This window comes from Cryobacterium psychrotolerans, from assembly GCF_900101115.1.
Classification (GTDB): Bacteria; Actinomycetota; Actinomycetes; order Actinomycetales; family Microbacteriaceae; genus Cryobacterium; species Cryobacterium psychrotolerans.
Genome location: NZ_FNFU01000030.1, coordinates 1 through 17,322, shown reverse-complemented (window position 1 = coordinate 17,322; position 17,322 = coordinate 1). Strand labels below are relative to the sequence as shown.

The window sequence follows — 17,322 nt, the reverse complement described above, 5'->3', positions numbered from 1 at the left end:
TCGCACCGCACCCCCGCCGCCCGCAACGCCCGCGCCAGCCCGAACCCCGTCGGGCCGGCTTCATACGTCGCCGCCACCGGGCCCGGCAACCCCGTCACCCACGCCACGACCTCCTCGACGCTCGCGCCCAGACGACGCTGCGTCAACTCGCCCGAGACTTCGTCGATCGCGGCCGCGACCACGCTCCGCGCGTGCACATCCAATCCAACACTCGTACGCTCGATAACCACTGGGGCCTCCCTCACATATGTGGCACTACGAGCCAGACACACCCGGCCCGCAACCCACGGTCTATGCGATCGGGAGGCCCCAGCTCAATACCCCATAGCGTCTAGTCGTCGCACCGACCGCCTTACCGCCCGGTCGATGGCTTCCCGCGCGGAGATCAGCCAGAAGATCATCCAAATCGTTCTGGGTCCATGCGGAAAACCGGTCGAGATTCCGGGCCGTACCCCACCGCGCCAGCATTCTCATCAGGTATGCCCGGTCCATCATTGACGCGAAGGGTGCTGGCTTTGCGGATACGATGATCCCGCTTTCCAGGACGACTGGGTGTGTGGGGCGCCCCTGAACCATCAGCAAATGCCGAGTGGTCACACCGTACTCGCCGGGAATCTTCGCGATATGTAGGACTTTGGAGCCCTGAGACATCCGTGCAAGTTCGCTGAAATCCCAAATAGGATCGGCGAATCTCGATCCCAGTGGCAGGGCCTCGTGCACGTAGTCCACCGACGAGAAAAAATGGCCGTCTTGATTCGCGAGGTCGTTCGCCAGGCTTCTATTCATCGATTCCTCGCTGATCATTGCGTATTCCGAGTTCTACTGGAACGGCTCCCGTTCGACTGGCCGCGTCTCGTACGGCGCTTGCTGGAAACATCGGCAGTATGCGTCGGGTGGATCGGTGTATCGGTTCCCAGACCTGACGCCAAATCGTCGCGTCCGCTGCGTTTTCCGGATCGCTGATTTCGTCGAGGAGGATGAGGGCGGGCAGGTGCTCCTGGGTGATGATGGCGTTGGGACAGGTGAAGCATTGACCACTTTGAGATGAGGGACACGTGTGTCCTGGCGGGGCGTATGGCGAATCGACCGGGTTGCGGCAGGCCGCGAGTGCTCCGTCAAGCTCTCCCCCGAATAGTGACAGTGCTGTGCCGGGATCAAGTATCTCGACGGGGTGTCCGGCACGGATCATTGCTTCAGCGTCGGGCGTGATCACGGTGGGTCCAACGGCGGCGTTGAAATAATCGCTGATCGCTTCGACGACTAGCTTCCCTGCCTCCGCGCGCAGAACGGCGCTATTGGTGTAGTGATCGAACAGCGTGCGGGTGGTGTGCCTTCGCCCGTCGCGCAGATATCGAGTGGGATTCGCTATCTGTTCTCTGCGGAGGACCACCTTGCGTAGTCGCGCGTATTTATGGGGCCGCAATACTGCCGAACCAAGAACGTGCTCTCCGTACCACTTCCCCAGGTTGCCGCTAGCGCTATTCCATGGCAGTTGTTTGACACCGCTGCCTGCTGCGACAATCCACAGGCTTCGCTCGGCTGTGAGCGTCCGAGCGTGGGCAGTGAGAGTCAGGATTGCGGTAAGCGTCCGGTGGGCGGCCCGGTCGAGATTGCGGTCGTATATTTCTTCGTATCGAAGGCCTGAACGATTCTTGGTCAGCGTTACCGCGTAGGACTGCACGGCCTGAATCTCGACGAGTCGGGCGAGCTCTCCGCCATTCTTGCGTGGTTTTCTTGCACGATGCCCGTCGATGGGCGTGCCGATGATGTGGTCGATTGTAATGGATCGGATGACTTCTGGGGGCTCGCCGGTTGCCAGCGACAGGAGCACATGCAGGGCAACCATGACGTCGGGTCTCGGAAGGTAGTCGGGGTCGGTGATGCGGTCGTGGAGAGCCTGGTGGACGAGCCTGTGTGCAGCACTTCGAATGCGCCGCACTTCGTTGTCGGAGTGGTCCGGGTCTCCTTCACGTCGAATGTGAGACAGCCGGGTCTGCCGTCTGACGCGGTCCGCAACCGCTGCATCGAGTGTTCCAGGGTTATCGTCCTCGATTCGACGGAGGAGCGAGAACAGGTAAACGGCGTGGCGATACCGAGTGTCCGTCTGCTCGACGGATTGCCTCGCGAAAAGATCCATCTCCCATGCATTGAGGTGGCGGACTCGCAGGGCGCCAAGGCGAAAGCTCGACAACGTGCCCAAGTCAAACGGTTGCTCGCCCAGGTGACGGCCGAAACCACGAACCGCCTGACACAACTCATTCGTCGCACTTGGGACTTCTCGAGAGATCTCCTTCCAGGCGATTGCCAGCTGAGCCATCAGCGCAGGCGCCACGAAATCGTTCGGATCGATGGTGTGGCGAAATGTCTGGCCGTAGCTCTTCAGTTCAACCGTGATCGGCGCGTTAACGTGGGTCATTGTCGTCCGATTCGGGTGCGTTGAGTGGGGCGCGGCCTCCGGGGCGGCCGATGCTTCGTGCCACGGCTTCTCGCAGCGCTTCGGGGAGGGCGTCGTTGTAGCGTTCGGCTGCGTACAAATAGATGTTGATGGTGGTGCTGATGTCGGCGTGGCCGAGAAGCTGCTGGATCGTTATCTCGGGTGAGGCGAGCAGGTGCCAGGGGTTGTCGTGGGTTTCCCGTCCTTTACGCATGAGGCCGGCGAGCATTCGCACCGCGAAGGTGTGCCGCATGACGTGTGGCGTGACGTCTATGTGGCTGGGCGGCAGGTCCGGGTGATCCAAGTTCGCCAGACGTTGACCCGCCGCCAGAAAGACGTTGTTGATGGTGCGCATCGCCGGGGGAAGTCCGCCTTCGACGACGAATAGGGCGAGCGGGGTGATTCGGCCGTCTGGCTGTATGGAGACGGCGTTTTGGCGTTGCGTGTCGCTCAGACGTTCCGGTTGGCAGCGGAGGCCGTCGATGACGAGCAGGGGTCTGCCGCGGGAGTCCTCCGTCTGGTCGACGATGAGAAGTTCGCCGGCGCGTTTGCTTTTGCGGAGTCGGGCTTGGGCGTTCTCGATGATGGTGTTTCTGTCGGTGGCGCGGTAGAGGTCGACCGTGTCGACGAGTGCGTCGGTGATCCAGATTTCGCGTTCGACGCCGCCTTTGCCGGTGCGCTTGAAGGTGTGTACGCCGGTGGGGTGCATGGTCGTGGCGTCCGGGACTTCGCAGTCGAGTACGAGGCGCGCTTCGGCGCGTCTGAGTCCGGTGGAGACAAGGAACAGACCGGTGAGATAATCGCGCTCCGCATAGCGGGGTCGAAGCTCGGGGTCGGCTGGCTGGTCTCCGCGGAGGCCCGCTTCGAGGAAGAAACGCAGCTGGGCCTCGGTTAGAAATCGCTCTCGCCGGTACGTGTTGACGCGATCGGCGAGCGTGTTCCGTTCCCGCGTGCCCCACCTGGGGATGGGGTTGCTGGGGATCCAGCCCGCTTTGACGGCGTAGTCGAAGAAGTTCGCGATGTTGGAGAGTTCGCCGTTCCAGCTGCCGGGGCTGAGCTGGAGTTTGCGCTTCTCTTTGTAGGCGATGAGGTCTGACCGTTGGGTGGCGGTGAGGTCGACCCGGCCGCGGATCTCTCTGACGAAGAGCAGAAGCCTGCGGAGGGTGGGAGCGTGGGATTGTCGCAGACTGGTGCCGGCGTAGGCACGTTGCCTGGTCGCTTCGAGTAGATAGGCATTGACCCGGCTGACGAAGGTCAGATCCCCGTCGTCGTCGATGAGGTAAGGCGTTCCGTCTGGGATGTCCGCAGTGTTAAGGGCGCGCACGATTTCTGCCCAGCTGAGCTGGCGTCCGTCGGGTAATGGGACGGATTGAGTGTGGCTGTCACGGTTCACGACGGCGATTCGGATGGGACCTCCTTAGTGAGGCCCCACATTAGTGGAGCCCACCGACAGTCCAGCTGCCCACAGAAAAAGAATGAGGCCACCCGATGGGTGGCCTCATTCTGGAATTCAGCAGTGCGTGACAGCCGCCCCATCGGAAGACTCCTCTCGGAGCTCCCAAATGATACGAACAAGCCACGGTGTTCCTAAAGGACACCAGAAATGTCATGAGACACTTCTTCGCTTGCTCCTGTGGAGATGCGGGGAATTGAACCCCGGTCCACTGCTGTGGTCATATGCCTTCTACGGGTGTATCCAGTGAAGTCGTTTTACTCGGCCCCGGAATTTGCCACTGGCATCTATTCCGACGAGCCCAGCCCTCGTTTAAGTCCCTCTACACCCCGCGGCTCAATGTAGAAGCAATCTCTCTAAATGGCGTCAGGATCCGGGTAGAGAGCATTCCCGGTCTGGCGGACTTCGTTAGTGCTTTCGCTTAGGCAGCGAGAGCGAAGTCAGTGCGCTTTGAATTGGCACTTATTGTTTTGCAGAGATCGTTTACGAGATAACCCTGCATCCTCGACCCGCTTCTCACAATTGCGCAAACAATGTCGAAACCGATCATCCCCATGGTTCCCCTGTTCCGTCGGCTGGCCGTCGGCACGGGAGTGGGTGACTGTCACACGCTGTTGAGTTTCCAAATTCGAACCCGGAACCTTTCGGCCCGGATGCGACCTTCACTGTACAACACAAGTGTGTGCGGATCTATTTCCGCTCCCCCGCGGAGAAGTCAGTCGCCCAGGTTCCTGCGGGCGGAAATGGCCCGGTCGGACTCGCGCTTGTCCTGGCGTTCTCGCAGGGCCTGCCGCTTGTCGTATTCCTTCTTGCCCTTGGCGACGGCGATCTCGACCTTCGCCCGGCCATCCTTGAAGTAGATTTTGAGCGGGATGAGGGTGTAGCCGCCCTCTTTCGTCTTGTGGCTGATCTTGATGATCTCCTGCTTGTGCAGGAGGAGCTTGCGCTTGCGCCGGGGCGGGTGGTTCGTCCAACTGCCGCCGGTGTATTCGGGAATGTGCACGGCGTCGAGCCAGGCTTCACCCGACTCGATGAACGCGTAGCCGTCGACGAGCGAGGCCCGGCCCGCGCGCAGCGACTTCACCTCGGTGCCGCTGAGCACCATCCCGGCCTCGAAGGTGTCCTCGATGAGGTAGTCGTGGCGTGCCTTGCGGTTGGTCGCTACGACCTTCTCGCCACTTTCCCTGGGCACGGCTACTCCTCGAATTGTGATGCGTGTGTGCCGGGCAGGACGCCCGGCAGCCCATCAGTCTAGCGCGTGAGCGGGATCAGACCTTGAGGTAACGGGTGATGGCGAAGTTCGCCGAGAACGCGGCCAGTACCGCGCCGACCACAAGCAGGATCGGCAGCACCACCAGCGCATCGTCGATCCCGACGAGCGAGAAGCCCGTCAGCCGTGCGCCCAGGTAGCCCTGCACGAACCAATTCACAATCGCCACGATCGCGCCGCCGGCCAGCAGCGAACCGAGCAGGGCGGCGAAGACGCCCTCCAGGATGAACGGGGTTTGGATGAACCGGTTGGAGGCGCCGACCAGGCGCATGATTCCGAGTTCGCGCCGACGAGAGAAGGCGGAGAGACGGATGGTCGTGGCAATCAGGAGCGCCGCCGCCACCAGCATGAGCGCGGCGATCCCGATCGCCGTGTAGCTGGCCACGTTGAGCACGGAGAAGATCTGGTCCAGGTACTTGCGCTGGTCCGCAACGTTCTCGACACCGGCGACGCCGGAGAGGCTCTCCACCAGAACGTCGGACTGGGCCGGGTCCTTCAGGTTGACCCAGAAGGTCTGGTTGAGCTGGTCGGGCGTGACGTAGTCGGCCACCGGGTTGCCCGCGAACTGCTTCTTGAAGTTCTCGAAGGCCTGTTCGTGGGTCTCGAAATAGTACTTGTCGACGAACGGCGACAGGGTGGGCGACTCGAGCTGCGCCGTGACGGCGTCGATCTGCTCGTCCGTCGCCTCTCCCGCGGTGCAGGTCTCGCCGGGCGAGATGGCCGTGCACATGTAGATGCCGACCTGGGCCTTCTCGTACCAGAAGTTCTTCATCTGGCCGATTTGCATCTGCATGAGGATCGCGGCGCCCACGAAGGTGAGCGAGATGAAGGTCACGAGCACAACGGACACGACCATCGAGGCGTTCCGTCGCAGGCCGTGGGCGGCTTCGGAGAGCACCAGGGCGAGCCTCATCGGGTCGGCCCCACATTCTGCTCGCCGGTCGGATCGGGTTTCTCCCCCGGGGCTCGCAACCCGAGCTTCTCGGCGAGCGTGAGCTGCTCCGGAGCGTCGTGCTGGGTCACCGGCAGCACCGGTCTGGTCATCGCGCCGGTGTCGCCTGCCTCGGCGTCGCCTGCCTGGGCGTCGCCTGCCTCAGCGTCGCCTGCCTCAGCGTCGCCTGACCCGGGCTTCGGATCGACGTGCGGAACGGGCATCCCGGTGTCTCGCGCCGTCGCGGCGATGGTCGCCGGCTCGTGGGCCGCGGCAACGCGGGCGGGATCCGGGCGCGGTACCGCGGCGGGAGGGAAGGTCAGGGGCTGGGACGGGGTGGGCGCGTCGCCCGGGCGCGGCTGCTCCGCCAGGCGGATGGACTCGCGAGGGACCTCCGATGCGGGCACCGCGACGGGGACGGCGACCGCGCCGGCGGCGGGCACGGAAGCAGGGACGGGCGACGTCGCGGCGGTGACCGTCGGGATCGCGGCCGTCGCTCCGTAACCGCCCTGGCGCTCATCGCGCATGATTTCTCCGCCGGCGAGCTCGATCACGCGGCGCTGCATCTGGTCGACAATGCCGGCTTCGTGCGTGGCCATGACCACGGTCGTGCCGCCCGCGTTGATGCTGGCCAGGAGGGCCATGATGCCGGCGCTCGTGGTCGGGTCGAGGTTTCCGGTGGGCTCATCGGCCAGCAGGATCTGGGGCTTGTTCACGATGGCGCGCGCGATCGCGACGCGCTGCTGCTCACCGCCGGAGAGTTCGTGCGGCAGGCGCTGCGCCTTCTCGGCGAGTCCGACCATCTTCAGCGTGTCCGGCACGGCTTCCTGGATGAACCCGCGGGACTTGCCGATGACCTGGAGGCTGAACGCGACGTTCTCGTAGACGGTCTTGTTCGGCAGCAGGCGGAAGTCCTGGAAGACGACGCCGAGGTTGCGGCGGAAGTACGGCACCTTGCGGTTGGAGATCGACCGCAAGTCCTGGCCGAGCACGTGGATGCTGCCGCTGGTGGGCTTCTCTTCCTTGAGCATGAGCCGCAGACAGCTGGACTTACCCGAGCCGGACGCGCCGACGAGGAAGACGAACTCCCCGCGCAGAACCTCCAGGTCGATGGAGTTCAGGGCAGGGCGGGTGGTCCCTGGATACTTCTTGGTGATGTGGTCAAAGCGAATCATGTCCTTGTGAGCCTAAGCACGCATCCGGGATTATGCGACTGCGACATACCTAAGCGGCGACTGCGCTCCCCCACGGGCCCGCCTCAATCCTGCGGAGCCTGCTTGCGCCAGCGGATGCCGGCGGCGATGAAACCGTCGAGGTCGCCGTCGAAAACCTGGCTCGGGTTGTTGACCTCGTAGTTCGTGCGCAGGTCCTTGACCATCTGGTACGGCGCGAGCACGTAGCTGCGCATCTGGTCGCCCCAGCTCGCCGTGATGACTCCCGCGAATTCCTTCTTGGTGGCCGCTTCCTGCTCCCGCTGGATGAGGAGCAACCGCGACTGCAACACCCGCATGGCGGCGGCGCGGTTCTGGATCTGGCTTTTTTCGTTCTGGCAGCTCACGACGGTGCCGGTCGGGAGGTGGGTGATGCGCACCGCGGAGTCGGTCGTGTTCACCGATTGGCCGCCGGGACCGCTCGACCGGAAGACGTCGACGCGGATGTCGTTGTCGGGGATCTCCACCGACTCCGTCTGCTCGATCAGGGGCACGACCTCGACCGCGGCGAACGACGTCTGCCGCTTGCCGGCCGAGTTGAACGGGCTCATCCGCACCAGCCGGTGGGTGCCGGCTTCGACGCTGAGCGTTCCGAACGCGTAGGGCGCGTCCACCTCGAAGGTGGCCGACTTGATGCCGGCTTCCTCGGCGTAGCCCACGTCGAGCACCTTGACCGCGTAGTTGTGCTGCTCGGCCCAGCGCATGTACATCCGCAGCAGCATCTCGGCGAAGTCCGCCGCGTCGACCCCGCCTGCACCGGACCGGATCGTGACCACCGCGGGTCGTTCATCGAACTCGCCGTTCAGCAGCGTGTGCACCTCGAGTTCGCCGAGCACCTTCTGCAGGCCGGCGAGTTCCAAGAGGGCCTCGTCGGCCGACTCTTGGTCGTCTTCGCCGTGGGCGAGCTCCACCAGGACTTCCAGGTCGTCGAGCCGCGACTCGATGCTCTCGATCCGCGCGAGTTCGGACTGGCGGTGGCTGAGGGCGCTGGTGACCTCCTGGGCGCGCTCGGTGTCGTCCCACAGGTCCGGCTCACCGGCCCGGTCGCTGAGCTCGGCGATGTCGGTGCGCAGCCGATCAACGTCGACCACCGCCCGGATGTCGCCAAACGTGGCCCGCAGTGCGGCGATCTGCTCCGAAATGTCCAGGTCAATCATGTCGGAGCCCAGCCTACCGGGCCTGCCTCGAAGCGTGCTCGGCGCGTGAGCAGCGCTCGCTCAGGCTGGCGTAGCATCGGAGGCGATGAGCAACGCAGAGCGCCCCTTCAGCCTGCGCTCCGTCGCACTCGCGGCCTTCCTGCCGACCCTGCTCTTCTCCATCGGCGAGGGCGCGATCATCCCGCTGATCCCGATCGTGGCGAACAACCTCGGCGCCTCGCTCGCCGTGGCCGGTTTCATCGCCGCGATGGTCATGGTGGGCGAACTCGTCGGCGACATCCCGGCCGGCTGGGTGGTCTCCCGGATCGGCGAACGCAATTCGATGATCTGGGCGTCGATGCTGACGATCATCGCCGTGCTCATCTGCGTGGCCGCCCCCAATCCCCTCGTCCTCGGCGTGGGCATCTTCCTCGTCGGGATCGCCACCGCCGTCTTCGCGCTCGCCCGCCACGCGTTCATGACCAGCTACGTCCCGATCGCCTACCGCGCGCGGGCGCTCTCGACCCTGGGCGGGATCTTCCGCGCCGGGTGGTTCATCGGGCCGTTCATCTCGGCCGGCCTGATCCACCTCACCGGCAGCACGGTGGCGGTGTTCTGGGTCTTCATCGTCTGCTGCCTGGCGGCGGCCGGCATGCTGCTCCTGCTGCCCGACCCGGTCAGCACGTTCGGGCCTCCCGAGGCCGCGGTCGCGGCGGACGGCTCGGTGCACACCGCGGGCGAGGAGCTGGCCGCACAGGAGTCAACCGGCCTCTTCCGGACCATCTGGAACAACCGCGGGGTGCTCGCGCGGCTCGGCACCGGAGCCGGCCTGGTCGGCGGCATGCGGGCCAGCCGCACGGTCATCCTGCCGCTCTGGGCCGTCAGCATCGGGATCAGCGAACCCGACATCGCCCTCATCATCGGCATCGCCGGGGGCATCGACTTCGCCCTGTTCTACGTCAGCGGCCAGGTCATGGATCGGTTCGGACGCATCTGGACCGCCCTCCCGTCGATGATCGGGCTGGGGGTCGGCCACATCATGCTCGCGTTCACCCACGACTTGCCGAGCAACGTCGAGTGGTTCATCGGGGTCGCGATGTTCCTCTCGCTCGCGAACGGGATCGGGAGCGGCATCCTGATGACCCTGGGCGCCGACCTGGCACCGAAGGCCAGGCCGGCCCCGTTCCTGGGGGCCTGGCGGTTCACGGGCGACTTCGGCAGCGCCGCCGCCCCGCTGGCCGTGGCCGGCCTGACTGCCGTCGCCTCCCTGTCACTGGCGAGCGCCGTGATGGGCGTGTTCGGGCTGTTCGGGGCCGTGCTGCTCGGCCGGTACATCCCGCGGTACCTTCCGCGCCGGGGCCGCCCGAGCGCCTGAGCGTGCGTGGTCGGGCGCCGCGGGGGTGTTGGATGGAGTCATGCCCCTTCACGGAGAATACGAGCCCACGCCGACGACATGGGTGCGCGACCAGGTCGAGCTGTACGAACGGTCCGGCGGCACCGAGGGGACGACCCTGCGCGGGATGCCCGTGATCGTGCTGACCACGCTCGGCGCGAAATCCGGCAAACTGCGCAAGGCAGCGCTCATGCGGGTCGAACACGAGGGCCGCTACGCCGCCGTCGCTTCCCTGGGCGGCAGCCCGAAGAACCCCGTCTGGCACGCCAACGTGCTCGCCCACCCCGTGGTGGAACTCCAGGATGGCGAGCACAAATGGGACATGCTCGCCCGTGAGGTGTCCGGCGCCGAGAAGGCCGAGTGGTGGGCCCGTGCCGTCGCGGCCTTCCCCGACTACGCCGGCTACCAGGAGAAGACCGAGCGGGACATCCCCGTCTTCGTGCTCGAGCCGGTCGCCCCCGAATCGAGCGCCGGAGCGTAGCGGTGGCTCGTCCGCAGCTGCCCAGCCCCCGGATCGACCCGATCACGCTGATCGACCTGACCGAGAACGATGGTGCTCTGCTGCGCCCCGGCGACAGCCGCGACGGCGAACGTTTTGACGGGATCGACCTGGCCGGCCGGGACCTCACCGGGATCACTTTTCGCGAGTGCGAGCTTCGGGCCGTCTCGCTCGATGCCGCGAAACTGCGCGGCGCCTCGCTGTCGGACTGCGTGGCCGCCGACCTGAACGCCGCCGTGTTCAGCGCCCCGCGTTCGACCTGGCGCGACGTTCGGATTGAGCGTTCCCGTTTGGGTTCCGTCGAGGTCTACGAGGCCACCATGCGCTCGGTGCAGATCGACGGTTCGAAGCTCGACTTCGTCAACCTGCGCAACGCCGTTCTCACCGATGTGTTGATCTCCAACTGCATCATCGAGGAACTCGACCTGGGCAGCGCCACCGTGCAACGCCTGGAACTGCGGGGCTGCCGCATCGGCACCCTCGACGTCGGCAACGCCAGGCTGAAAGACGTCGACCTGCGATCGAGCGATTTCGGCGCGATCCACGGCCTCGAAGGCCTCCGCGGTGCCGTGATCGACGACTCCCAGCTCAGCCTGCTGGCTCCCCTGCTCGCGGCGCATCTCGGCATCCGCGTCGAGTAGCCCGGTCGGCGTCCGCGCCCCGTGAGAAGTGCCTTAGGGGATCGCGCCCGCGGTGAGCTCCAGGTCGGACCTGGGCCGCTCGCGCTGGGTCGCGATTGCTGCGCCCGCCGCGACGCAGACGACGAGGATGGCGACCTGCTGCAGGGCTGTGAACGTCTCCCCCAGCACGAGGAAACCGAACACCGCGGCGATGACCGGGCCGAAGCTGGTGATGATCGCGTAGAGGCGCGGGGTAATCCTCCGCAGGATGAAGGTGTCGACCGTATACGGGAAGGCCGACGACAGGGCGCCGACCGCGAGCAGCAGCCCGAGGATCCGCCAGTCCAGGAGTGCCCAGTCGACGGTGATCAGGGCAAGGGGAACCAGCAGGGCCAGGCTGACGATGCTGGCCACCGAGATGCCCTCGAGGCCGGGGAAGGCGGTTGCCACGCGGCGGGTGAGCAGGATGTACGCCGCCCACGAGGCGGCGGCGGTCAGGCCGAACGCGATGCCGAGCGGGTCGAGGGTTCCGTCGGTCCAGGTGAGGAGGAAGACCCCGGCCGCCGCTGCCGCTGCAAAAACGAAGTCGAGGAGCCGCCGTGAGGCGGCCAGCGCGAGCCCGAACGGCCCGAGGAACTCGATGGTGGCCGCGATTCCGAGCCCGAGAATGTCGACGGCCTGGTAGAACGACAGGTTCATCACGGCGAGCACGACGCCGAGCATCAGGGCCGGCCACAGCCGGCGCCAGGTCAGGGTGGCGAGTTTGGGACGGTAGAAGGGCAGGACCGTGCAGGCCATGACGAGCTGCCGGGCCGCGACAACGACCGGCGAGCCCACGACCGGGATCAGGAGCCCGGCGAGGGACGACCCGAAATTGATGCTCACTTCGGTGACGAGCTGTGTGCCGGCACCGATCATCCGGTCGCGCTTCTCAGTCACAGTGCTCCTCGTCGGCACCGAGGGAGGCGCGCTACCGAGATTACCGGTTGGGAGCACCGGACCGGCGCAGCCGGCCCGGCCGAGGAGACGCGGCCTTAGGCGTCGAAGGGAATGAAGCTGTAGTCGCTGGTCAGGTGCTCGTGCTCGCACGCGCCGCAGTAGAGCACGCCGGCGCTCTGCATGGCGGTGACCCGGGGGGAACACTGCACCACCTTCGGGCCGCAGCACGGTGAGATCACCATGAATGAGCCGGCGAGGTCGGGGTCGTGTCCGCTCAGGCCACGCAGGTGGTGCGCGCCCTCGCAGGGCAGTTCAGAGTCAAAGTCGAGCAGGGAAACGGTATCGGAGTCAAGCAAGGAATCCATGGGGCACGGTTCAATCGCGGGAGAGGTTTGTTGGCGCGGAGGGGATCAAGACACCTCGGTGGCGACAGCACCGGATGGGACAACGGCGTCGGCCCCGGGCGATGAAGGCCCGGGAGAACCCGTCGGAATGTCCAGGCGGGCACCTGCCGGACACACGCGAGGAGCTTCCCCAGGAACAGGAAGCTCGTTCGCAAATTTGGATTCTGTGTAACATACACGGCGAACCTGAGGATTTGTACGACGTGACGAAACACGGGCCCCGCGGGGAAGGGAATCCCTAACCGAACACCGAACGGGCAACCGCGGTCACCTCCAGCGGGATGCCCGCCGGAAGGAGCAGGGCGAGCACCGGGGGCCGCCAGTATGCGCTGAGCGAGACCGTCGCGCTCTGCCCGTCGACCGACAGCGCACGGCTCACCCGCAAGCCGTCGAATTCGGCGTGCGGCGCCGATGCAAGGTAGTCCCGGACCGCATCTGCCACATCTGCCGACCGGAGCTCCGGCCTCACCCCCGCCGCGGTGATCCTGACCGCGTCCAGCGGGAAGGCCTCGGCGCCGGCCAGCGCGGCCCCGTCCGCGAGGGTGAAAAGCTTCTTACGCTCGAGGTAGAGGGATGTCGCGGCGGCGACGCCGAGGATCAGCACCAACGAGACGCAGCAGTAGAAGATGGTCAGGATGAGCGTCGACCCGTCCTCGGCCGGGAGGGTGGGGCGCCCGCCGCGACGGGTCATCCCGAGCCCCGGAATCGCGACACGGTCTGGGTGGCCGAGGACTGGACGAGGATACCGGCGGGCCTTCCGAGCGACAGGAGGTCAGGGACGAAGGGCAGGGCCACTACGACGCCGACGGTGACGACGACGCGGCCCTGCCGCGTCAGGCAGGTTCCCGGCGCCGGCGCACACCGGATCCGGACGGCGGCGGATTCGGTCGGGATGCCGTAGTCGGCGAGCCCGAACTCGACCGCGCGCTCTGCGCGGACGGTGGCCTGGGCCTCGTCGGGAGCCTGCACGTAGACGCGGGCGGCCTGCCGGGCTGCGCCCTCGACAGCCAGCGTCCCGGCCTGCACCGCCGACAGGGCCAGCACCAGGTAGACGAGGGGAACGAGCAGGATCAGTCCGGCCGTGATGAACTCCAGCGATGCGGACCCGGCCTCGGGATCAGCGCCGAACCGCGCACCGGGCACACGGCCGGGCCTCGGGCCGGGCCGCCCGGCGCGCCTAGCCGGGCGACTCGACGGCCGCACGGCCGACCACCTCCAGCCCGCGATCGGGCCCGATCAGCCCGAGCAGCGGAAGCGGGGCCACGACCCGCACCTCCGCGCTCCGATGCCCGGCGAACACGCCGTAGCCGGCCTCGACGTGGCGCGCGTACGACGGGCCGAGGGCGGTCGTGATCAGGTCCCTGGTGCGTTCGGCACCCTCGGCCGGACCGCTGTCGGCCAGTGCCGCGAACCGCGCTCCCTCGGCCGCCGCATCCTGAACCGTGTTCCGGATGTGCAGCGCGAGCGCGAGCTGCATCACCGACAGGGTCAGCACGGTGAGCAGCGAGACGACCATCACGAACTCGGCGACCGCGGAACCGGCCTCCGCCGTGATCGCCGGCCGGGCGCGCAACCAGGGTGCGGACACGACACGCGCCTGGTCAGAACCCGGCGACCCGGTTGATCGCCTGCTCGAAGACGCCGCTCAGCGCAGGGCCGGCGAGACCCCAGAGGAGCACGACCAGCCCGGCCGTCATCAGGGTGATCAGCACCCAGCCGGGCACATCCCCGGTCTCGTCCCGCCAGCGGTTCAGGATGCGCATTCTCAGCCCTGTCATGGTCTCCAACTTTCCTGGGTGGGGTTGCTCGGATACGACTTTCAGAAGCCAGCCTGCAGCGCGACAAAGCCGGGGAAGACGGCGAACAGGATGGTCAGCGGAAGGATGAGGAAGACGACCGGAACCAGCATGGCCACTTCCTTCTTTCCGGCCACCTCGAGCAGGTCGCGCTTGGCCTCTTCCCTGGCATCCTGCGCCTGGGCGCGCAGCACCTCGGCCAGCGGCGACCCTCGGTCCAGGGCCCCGGTGACCTGGTCGACGAAACGGGTGAGCGCGGGCACCTGCACCTGGCGGGACAGGGTGTGCAGGGCGGAGGCGAGGGGAACGCCGGCGTGCACGTCGGCCACGACCGTGGCTAGTTCACGGGACAGCTCCCCCGAACTCGTGCCGGACACCCGCCGCAGCGCATCGAGGATCCCCTCGCCCGCCGACAGCGACAGGGTGAGGAACTCGAGGATCGTGGGCAGCTCGCTTTTCATGCGCGACAGCCGCACGGTGGCGGCGCGGCGCAGGAGCTGGTCGCGGACGAGCGCCGCGCACACCCCGGCTATGACCGGGAGCACGACCTGGGCGGCCAGGGGCATCGTGCGGAACGCGGGCACCGCCAGCACGGCCACGGCGCCCCCGGCGAGGGACACGATCGCCCACACGAGTTGGTCGGAGCGGAACCGGTCGACGCTCCAGGCCGAACCCGATTGGCGGAGCCGCCGCTGGGTCGTCTCGGCCCCGCCCAGGAGGGACGAGAGCGCGTCCCTGAGCCGATGGAAGCCCGGCGAGAATAGCGTGCCGAGCACGGGAATCGGATCGACGGAGGTGCGCCCGACGAACGCCCGCGCCTCGGGCGAGAGGTCGAGCAGGTACGGCGCAAGCCTGTTGGCGAGCCGCGGCCGGCTGAGCCTCGGCGCGAGGCTCACCAGCGACCACAGTCCGACGCCGAGTGCGGTTCCGCAGAACACGCCCCAGGCCAGCGTCGCGCTCACCGGAACCACCGCCGTTCCTCGGGGAGCCGCCCGAGCCTGACCATGACGCGGTAGGCCAGGGCGGAGACGACCAGGCCGCCGAGGATCACCATGCCGCCGGCCGGTGTGTTGTACGCAAGGGCAGCCTCAGGGCGCGAGGCGAGCAGTAGGAGCACGATCCACGGCGCGGCGACGCCGAGCCTGGCCGAGTTCACGATCCAGGACTGCCGGGCCTCGACCTCCGACCGGATGGCGGCATCCTGCCGGAGCCAGGCGGCGAGGCTGCGCAACACGATCGTCAGGTCGCTTCCGCCGACGTCCCTCGCCATGCGCAGGGTCTCCAGGATGCGGTCGGCGATGGGGTCGGAGAGGGACGCCTTGAGCTCGTCGATGCAGTGTGCGAAGTTTCCGGTCGCGCGATACTCGCGCTCGAACGTCGAGAAGGCGATGCGGCCGGCCGCCGGACCGGACTGCGCGAGGCTGCTCACGCTGTCGGGCAGGGCGAGTCCGGACCGGACCGCGGAGACCAGGTGGTCGACCACGTCGGGCCAGACTGTGCGATTGGCCCTCCGGCGAGCGCGGGCGCGCCAGGACACGAGCAGCGAGGGGAACACCATCGCGGCCAGTCCGGCCACGGCGGCGAGCGCCTGTACTCCGAGCATCGCCTGCGCGAGCGCCGCGGAGGCGAGTCCCACGGCCAGTGAAACGGCGATGAAGACCGAGACCGGGACCCCGCCGAACCCGGCTTGCGTGAGGCGGGAGCGCATCCGCGTCTGAACTCCTGCCCGGGCTGCGACCGCGGCTCTCTCGCGTGAGGGCCAGAGGAACGGAGAGGCGACGAGCAGCAGGCCCGCGGCCAGGAGGCACCCCAGTGCGAGCGTCATGCCGCTCCCCGCCGGAGCACGAGCGCCGGGTCGAGGCCCGCCGCGCGGAACTTGGCGAGCTTGGTGGGGAAGCCGCCGGTCGGCTCGAGGGTTCCCGTCAGGGCCAGGAAGACCGGGCTGGCCTCGATCATCGGGCCGGCGAGTTGCCCGCTCGGCGCGATGATCTCGGTGACCCGTCGGCGTCCGTGGCGATCTATCTCGCAATGCACGACGATGTCGATACAGCCGGCCACGGTGGGCAGCACGAACGACGAGTCGATGTTCCGGCCGGCCAGCAGCGGCAGCGTCGAGAGCTTGGCGAGGGCGTCCCTGGCGCTGTTGGCGTGGATCGAGCACATGCCGGGAAGCCCGCTGTTCAGGGCGATCAGCAGGTCGAGGCTCTCGGCCTCGCGCACCTCGCCGACCACGAGCCGGTCGGGTCGCATCCGGAGGGACTCCTTGATCAGCCGCCGCAGGGTGATCTCGCCCGTCCCCTCGAGGCTCGGCTGACGGCACTGCATGGCCACGACGTCCCGCGCCGAGAGGTCCAGCTCGAAGGTTTCCTCCACCGTCACGATCCGTTCGCCGGGCCTCGTGGACGACAGCAGGGCGTTCAGCATCGTGGTCTTGCCCGTCTGCGTGGCACCCGAGACCAGGATGTTCTGCCCGGCGAGCACGCACATCCGCAGGAACTCGGCCGCCTGCTGGGTGAGCGAGCCCAGCCCGACGAGCTGGTTCAGGTCGCGGATGCGCCGGGTGAACTTGCGGATGTTGACCGCCCAGTGCTTCCGGGTGATGTCCGGGATGACCACGTGCAGCCTCGACCCGTCGGGCAGGGAGGCATCAACGAAAGGCGAGGAGAGGTCCACGCGGCGGCCGGAGGCCTGCAGCATCCGCTCGACCAGGTCGCGCACCTCCCGCTCGGTGAGCACCATGCCGGTGAGCTCGGAGACACCGTCGCGGGCGATGAAAACTTGGCTGGGTCCGTTGATCCAGATCTCCTCGATCCCGGGGTCGTCGAGGAACGGTTGCAGGGCGCCGAAGCCGGTCAGGGAGGCGACGACCTCCCTCGCCGCCTGGCGTTCGTCGGCGATCAGCGGCAGCGAACCGCCGAGGGCGCGCTCGCTGTAGCGCTGCAGTTCGTCGCGGACGTACTGTTCGGCGAGGCCGCCGTCGGAGGCGAGGTCCACGCCCTCCCTGCGCACGCGCATCCGTACCTGCTCGGTGATGATGCGCACGGCCTCGCTCATCCCTGCATGATGCTCCACCCCGGCAATGGCCGTTGAACTTATCCACAGCCCGGCCCTGGCGCAGTCTGCATTCGGGTCGTTTCACGTTGAGTTGCGGAAAAAGTACCCTTAATTTCCCAACGAAGGGTGTTTCTCCGCAACTCAGCAGGGACAGCTGGGAGGGGACAGCGGGGAGCGGGGGG

19 protein-coding genes, 1 other RNA gene and 1 pseudogene are annotated in these 17,322 nt (G+C 67.0%); 3 read left to right on the top strand and 18 right to left on the bottom strand.

The features are described from left to right. The 9 genes and pseudogenes from BLQ39_RS14905 to prfB all read right to left on the bottom strand — a co-directional run. Positions 1 to 230 (bottom strand): annotated as a pseudogene (locus BLQ39_RS14905) (IS110 family RNA-guided transposase); the annotation flags it as partial. A gap of 61 nt (positions 231 to 291) precedes the next feature. Then, positions 292 to 804 (bottom strand): hypothetical protein, encoded by a 513-nt coding sequence (locus BLQ39_RS14900; protein WP_092325202.1) that lies wholly within the window; start codon positions 802 to 804, stop codon positions 292 to 294. Next, positions 779 to 2,416, bottom strand: a complete 1,638-nt coding sequence (locus BLQ39_RS15700; RefSeq protein ID WP_134575358.1) for a hypothetical protein — start codon at positions 2,414 to 2,416, stop codon at positions 779 to 781. The genes BLQ39_RS14900 and BLQ39_RS15700 overlap by 26 nt, the downstream gene beginning before the upstream one ends. Continuing rightward, a complete protein-coding gene (locus tag BLQ39_RS14895) occupies positions 2,403 to 3,827 on the bottom strand; it encodes a tyrosine-type recombinase/integrase (protein WP_167738573.1) in 1,425 nt (474 codons plus the stop codon). The genes BLQ39_RS15700 and BLQ39_RS14895 overlap by 14 nt, the downstream gene beginning before the upstream one ends. A 238-nt stretch (positions 3,828 to 4,065) precedes the next feature. Next, positions 4,066 to 4,441, bottom strand: a transfer-messenger RNA (tmRNA) gene (gene ssrA, locus BLQ39_RS14890). A gap of 161 nt (positions 4,442 to 4,602) precedes the next feature. Further along, positions 4,603 to 5,079: an SsrA-binding protein SmpB gene (gene smpB, locus BLQ39_RS14885; RefSeq protein WP_092325198.1), complete on the bottom strand. Its 477-nt coding sequence runs from the start codon at positions 5,077 to 5,079 to the stop codon at positions 4,603 to 4,605. Between the two features lie 76 nt (positions 5,080 to 5,155). Beyond that, positions 5,156 to 6,070 carry a permease-like cell division protein FtsX gene (gene ftsX / locus BLQ39_RS14880; protein WP_092325197.1) on the bottom strand — a complete coding sequence of 305 codons (915 nt, stop codon included), beginning with the start codon at positions 6,068 to 6,070 and terminating at the stop codon, positions 5,156 to 5,158. Then, positions 6,067 to 7,263, bottom strand: coding sequence for a cell division ATP-binding protein FtsE (gene ftsE / locus BLQ39_RS14875; RefSeq protein WP_092325196.1), 1,197 nt, complete (start codon positions 7,261 to 7,263; stop codon positions 6,067 to 6,069). Before ftsE ends, ftsX begins: the two co-directional genes overlap by 4 nt. Before the next feature lie 83 nt (positions 7,264 to 7,346). Next, on the bottom strand, positions 7,347 to 8,456 hold the full coding sequence (prfB, locus tag BLQ39_RS14870; protein WP_092325194.1) for a peptide chain release factor 2: 1,110 nt from the start codon (positions 8,454 to 8,456) through the stop codon (positions 7,347 to 7,349). A gap of 85 nt (positions 8,457 to 8,541) precedes the next feature. Here prfB and BLQ39_RS14865 point away from each other — a divergent pair, with 85 nt between their 5' ends. The 3 genes from BLQ39_RS14865 to BLQ39_RS14855 are packed head-to-tail and all read left to right on the top strand — an operon-like array spanning position 8,542 to position 10,968. Then, the gene (locus tag BLQ39_RS14865; protein WP_092325192.1) at positions 8,542 to 9,810 is read left to right on the top strand and encodes an MFS transporter; all 1,269 of its coding nucleotides are present in this window, start codon (positions 8,542 to 8,544) and stop codon (positions 9,808 to 9,810) included. Positions 9,811 to 9,850: 40 nt separating this feature from the next. Continuing rightward, positions 9,851 to 10,309 (top strand): nitroreductase family deazaflavin-dependent oxidoreductase, encoded by a 459-nt coding sequence (locus tag BLQ39_RS14860; RefSeq protein ID WP_092325190.1) that lies wholly within the window; start codon positions 9,851 to 9,853, stop codon positions 10,307 to 10,309. A gap of 2 nt (positions 10,310 to 10,311) precedes the next feature. After that, a complete protein-coding gene (locus BLQ39_RS14855) occupies positions 10,312 to 10,968 on the top strand; it encodes a pentapeptide repeat-containing protein (RefSeq protein WP_092325188.1) in 657 nt (218 codons plus the stop codon). Between the two features lie 33 nt (positions 10,969 to 11,001). Here the strand turns inward: BLQ39_RS14855 and BLQ39_RS14850 are convergent, their stop codons facing one another. From BLQ39_RS14850 to BLQ39_RS14815, 9 genes are all read right to left on the bottom strand, one after another. Continuing rightward, positions 11,002 to 11,886 carry an EamA family transporter gene (locus BLQ39_RS14850; protein WP_241982931.1) on the bottom strand — a complete coding sequence of 295 codons (885 nt, stop codon included), beginning with the start codon at positions 11,884 to 11,886 and terminating at the stop codon, positions 11,002 to 11,004. Positions 11,887 to 11,981: 95 nt separating this feature from the next. Continuing rightward, complete coding sequence (locus BLQ39_RS14845) at positions 11,982 to 12,251, bottom strand: hypothetical protein (protein ID WP_092325184.1); 270 nt, start codon at positions 12,249 to 12,251, stop codon at positions 11,982 to 11,984. A gap of 277 nt (positions 12,252 to 12,528) precedes the next feature. Then, positions 12,529 to 12,981, bottom strand: a complete 453-nt coding sequence (locus BLQ39_RS14840) for a pilus assembly protein TadG-related protein (RefSeq protein ID WP_092325182.1) — start codon at positions 12,979 to 12,981, stop codon at positions 12,529 to 12,531. Beyond that, positions 12,978 to 13,433, bottom strand: coding sequence for a hypothetical protein (locus BLQ39_RS14835; protein WP_092325180.1), 456 nt, complete (start codon positions 13,431 to 13,433; stop codon positions 12,978 to 12,980). Before BLQ39_RS14835 ends, BLQ39_RS14840 begins: the two co-directional genes overlap by 4 nt. Positions 13,434 to 13,467: 34 nt before the next feature. Next, a complete protein-coding gene (locus tag BLQ39_RS14830) occupies positions 13,468 to 13,878 on the bottom strand; it encodes a TadE/TadG family type IV pilus assembly protein (RefSeq protein ID WP_241986996.1) in 411 nt (136 codons plus the stop codon). A gap of 13 nt (positions 13,879 to 13,891) precedes the next feature. Beyond that, positions 13,892 to 14,068, bottom strand: a complete 177-nt coding sequence (locus BLQ39_RS15920) for a hypothetical protein (protein ID WP_167738574.1) — start codon at positions 14,066 to 14,068, stop codon at positions 13,892 to 13,894. Positions 14,069 to 14,109: 41 nt separating this feature from the next. Further along, positions 14,110 to 15,057 (bottom strand): type II secretion system F family protein, encoded by a 948-nt coding sequence (locus BLQ39_RS14825; RefSeq protein ID WP_256332774.1) that lies wholly within the window; start codon positions 15,055 to 15,057, stop codon positions 14,110 to 14,112. Further along, positions 15,045 to 15,911, bottom strand: coding sequence for a type II secretion system F family protein (locus BLQ39_RS14820; protein WP_092325178.1), 867 nt, complete (start codon positions 15,909 to 15,911; stop codon positions 15,045 to 15,047). The genes BLQ39_RS14825 and BLQ39_RS14820 overlap by 13 nt, the downstream gene beginning before the upstream one ends. Further along, positions 15,908 to 17,140, bottom strand: coding sequence for a TadA family conjugal transfer-associated ATPase (locus BLQ39_RS14815; protein WP_092325176.1), 1,233 nt, complete (start codon positions 17,138 to 17,140; stop codon positions 15,908 to 15,910). The genes BLQ39_RS14820 and BLQ39_RS14815 overlap by 4 nt, the downstream gene beginning before the upstream one ends. Positions 17,141 to 17,322 lie beyond the last annotated feature (182 nt).

Bases quoted from the DNA above. Each gene is read 5' to 3' on its own strand.
- BLQ39_RS14900 (WP_092325202.1), bottom strand. From the start codon at position 804: ATGATCAGCGAGGAATCGATGAATAGAAGCCTGGCGAACGACCTCGCG.
- BLQ39_RS15700 (WP_134575358.1), bottom strand. From the start codon at position 2,416: ATGACCCACGTTAACGCGCCGATCACGGTTGAACTGAAGAGCTACGGC.
- ftsX (WP_092325197.1), bottom strand. From the start codon at position 6,070: ATGAGGCTCGCCCTGGTGCTCTCCGAAGCCGCCCACGGCCTGCGACGG.
- ftsE (WP_092325196.1), bottom strand. From the start codon at position 7,263: ATGATTCGCTTTGACCACATCACCAAGAAGTATCCAGGGACCACCCGC.
- prfB (WP_092325194.1), bottom strand. From the start codon at position 8,456: ATGATTGACCTGGACATTTCGGAGCAGATCGCCGCACTGCGGGCCACG.
- BLQ39_RS14865 (WP_092325192.1), top strand. From the start codon at position 8,542: ATGAGCAACGCAGAGCGCCCCTTCAGCCTGCGCTCCGTCGCACTCGCG.
- BLQ39_RS14860 (WP_092325190.1), top strand. From the start codon at position 9,851: ATGCCCCTTCACGGAGAATACGAGCCCACGCCGACGACATGGGTGCGC.
- BLQ39_RS14845 (WP_092325184.1), bottom strand. From the start codon at position 12,251: ATGGATTCCTTGCTTGACTCCGATACCGTTTCCCTGCTCGACTTTGAC.
- BLQ39_RS14840 (WP_092325182.1), bottom strand. From the start codon at position 12,981: ATGACCCGTCGCGGCGGGCGCCCCACCCTCCCGGCCGAGGACGGGTCG.
- BLQ39_RS15920 (WP_167738574.1), bottom strand. From the start codon at position 14,068: ATGACAGGGCTGAGAATGCGCATCCTGAACCGCTGGCGGGACGAGACC.
- BLQ39_RS14820 (WP_092325178.1), bottom strand. From the start codon at position 15,911: ATGACGCTCGCACTGGGGTGCCTCCTGGCCGCGGGCCTGCTGCTCGTC.
- BLQ39_RS14815 (WP_092325176.1), bottom strand. From the start codon at position 17,140: ATGAGCGAGGCCGTGCGCATCATCACCGAGCAGGTACGGATGCGCGTG.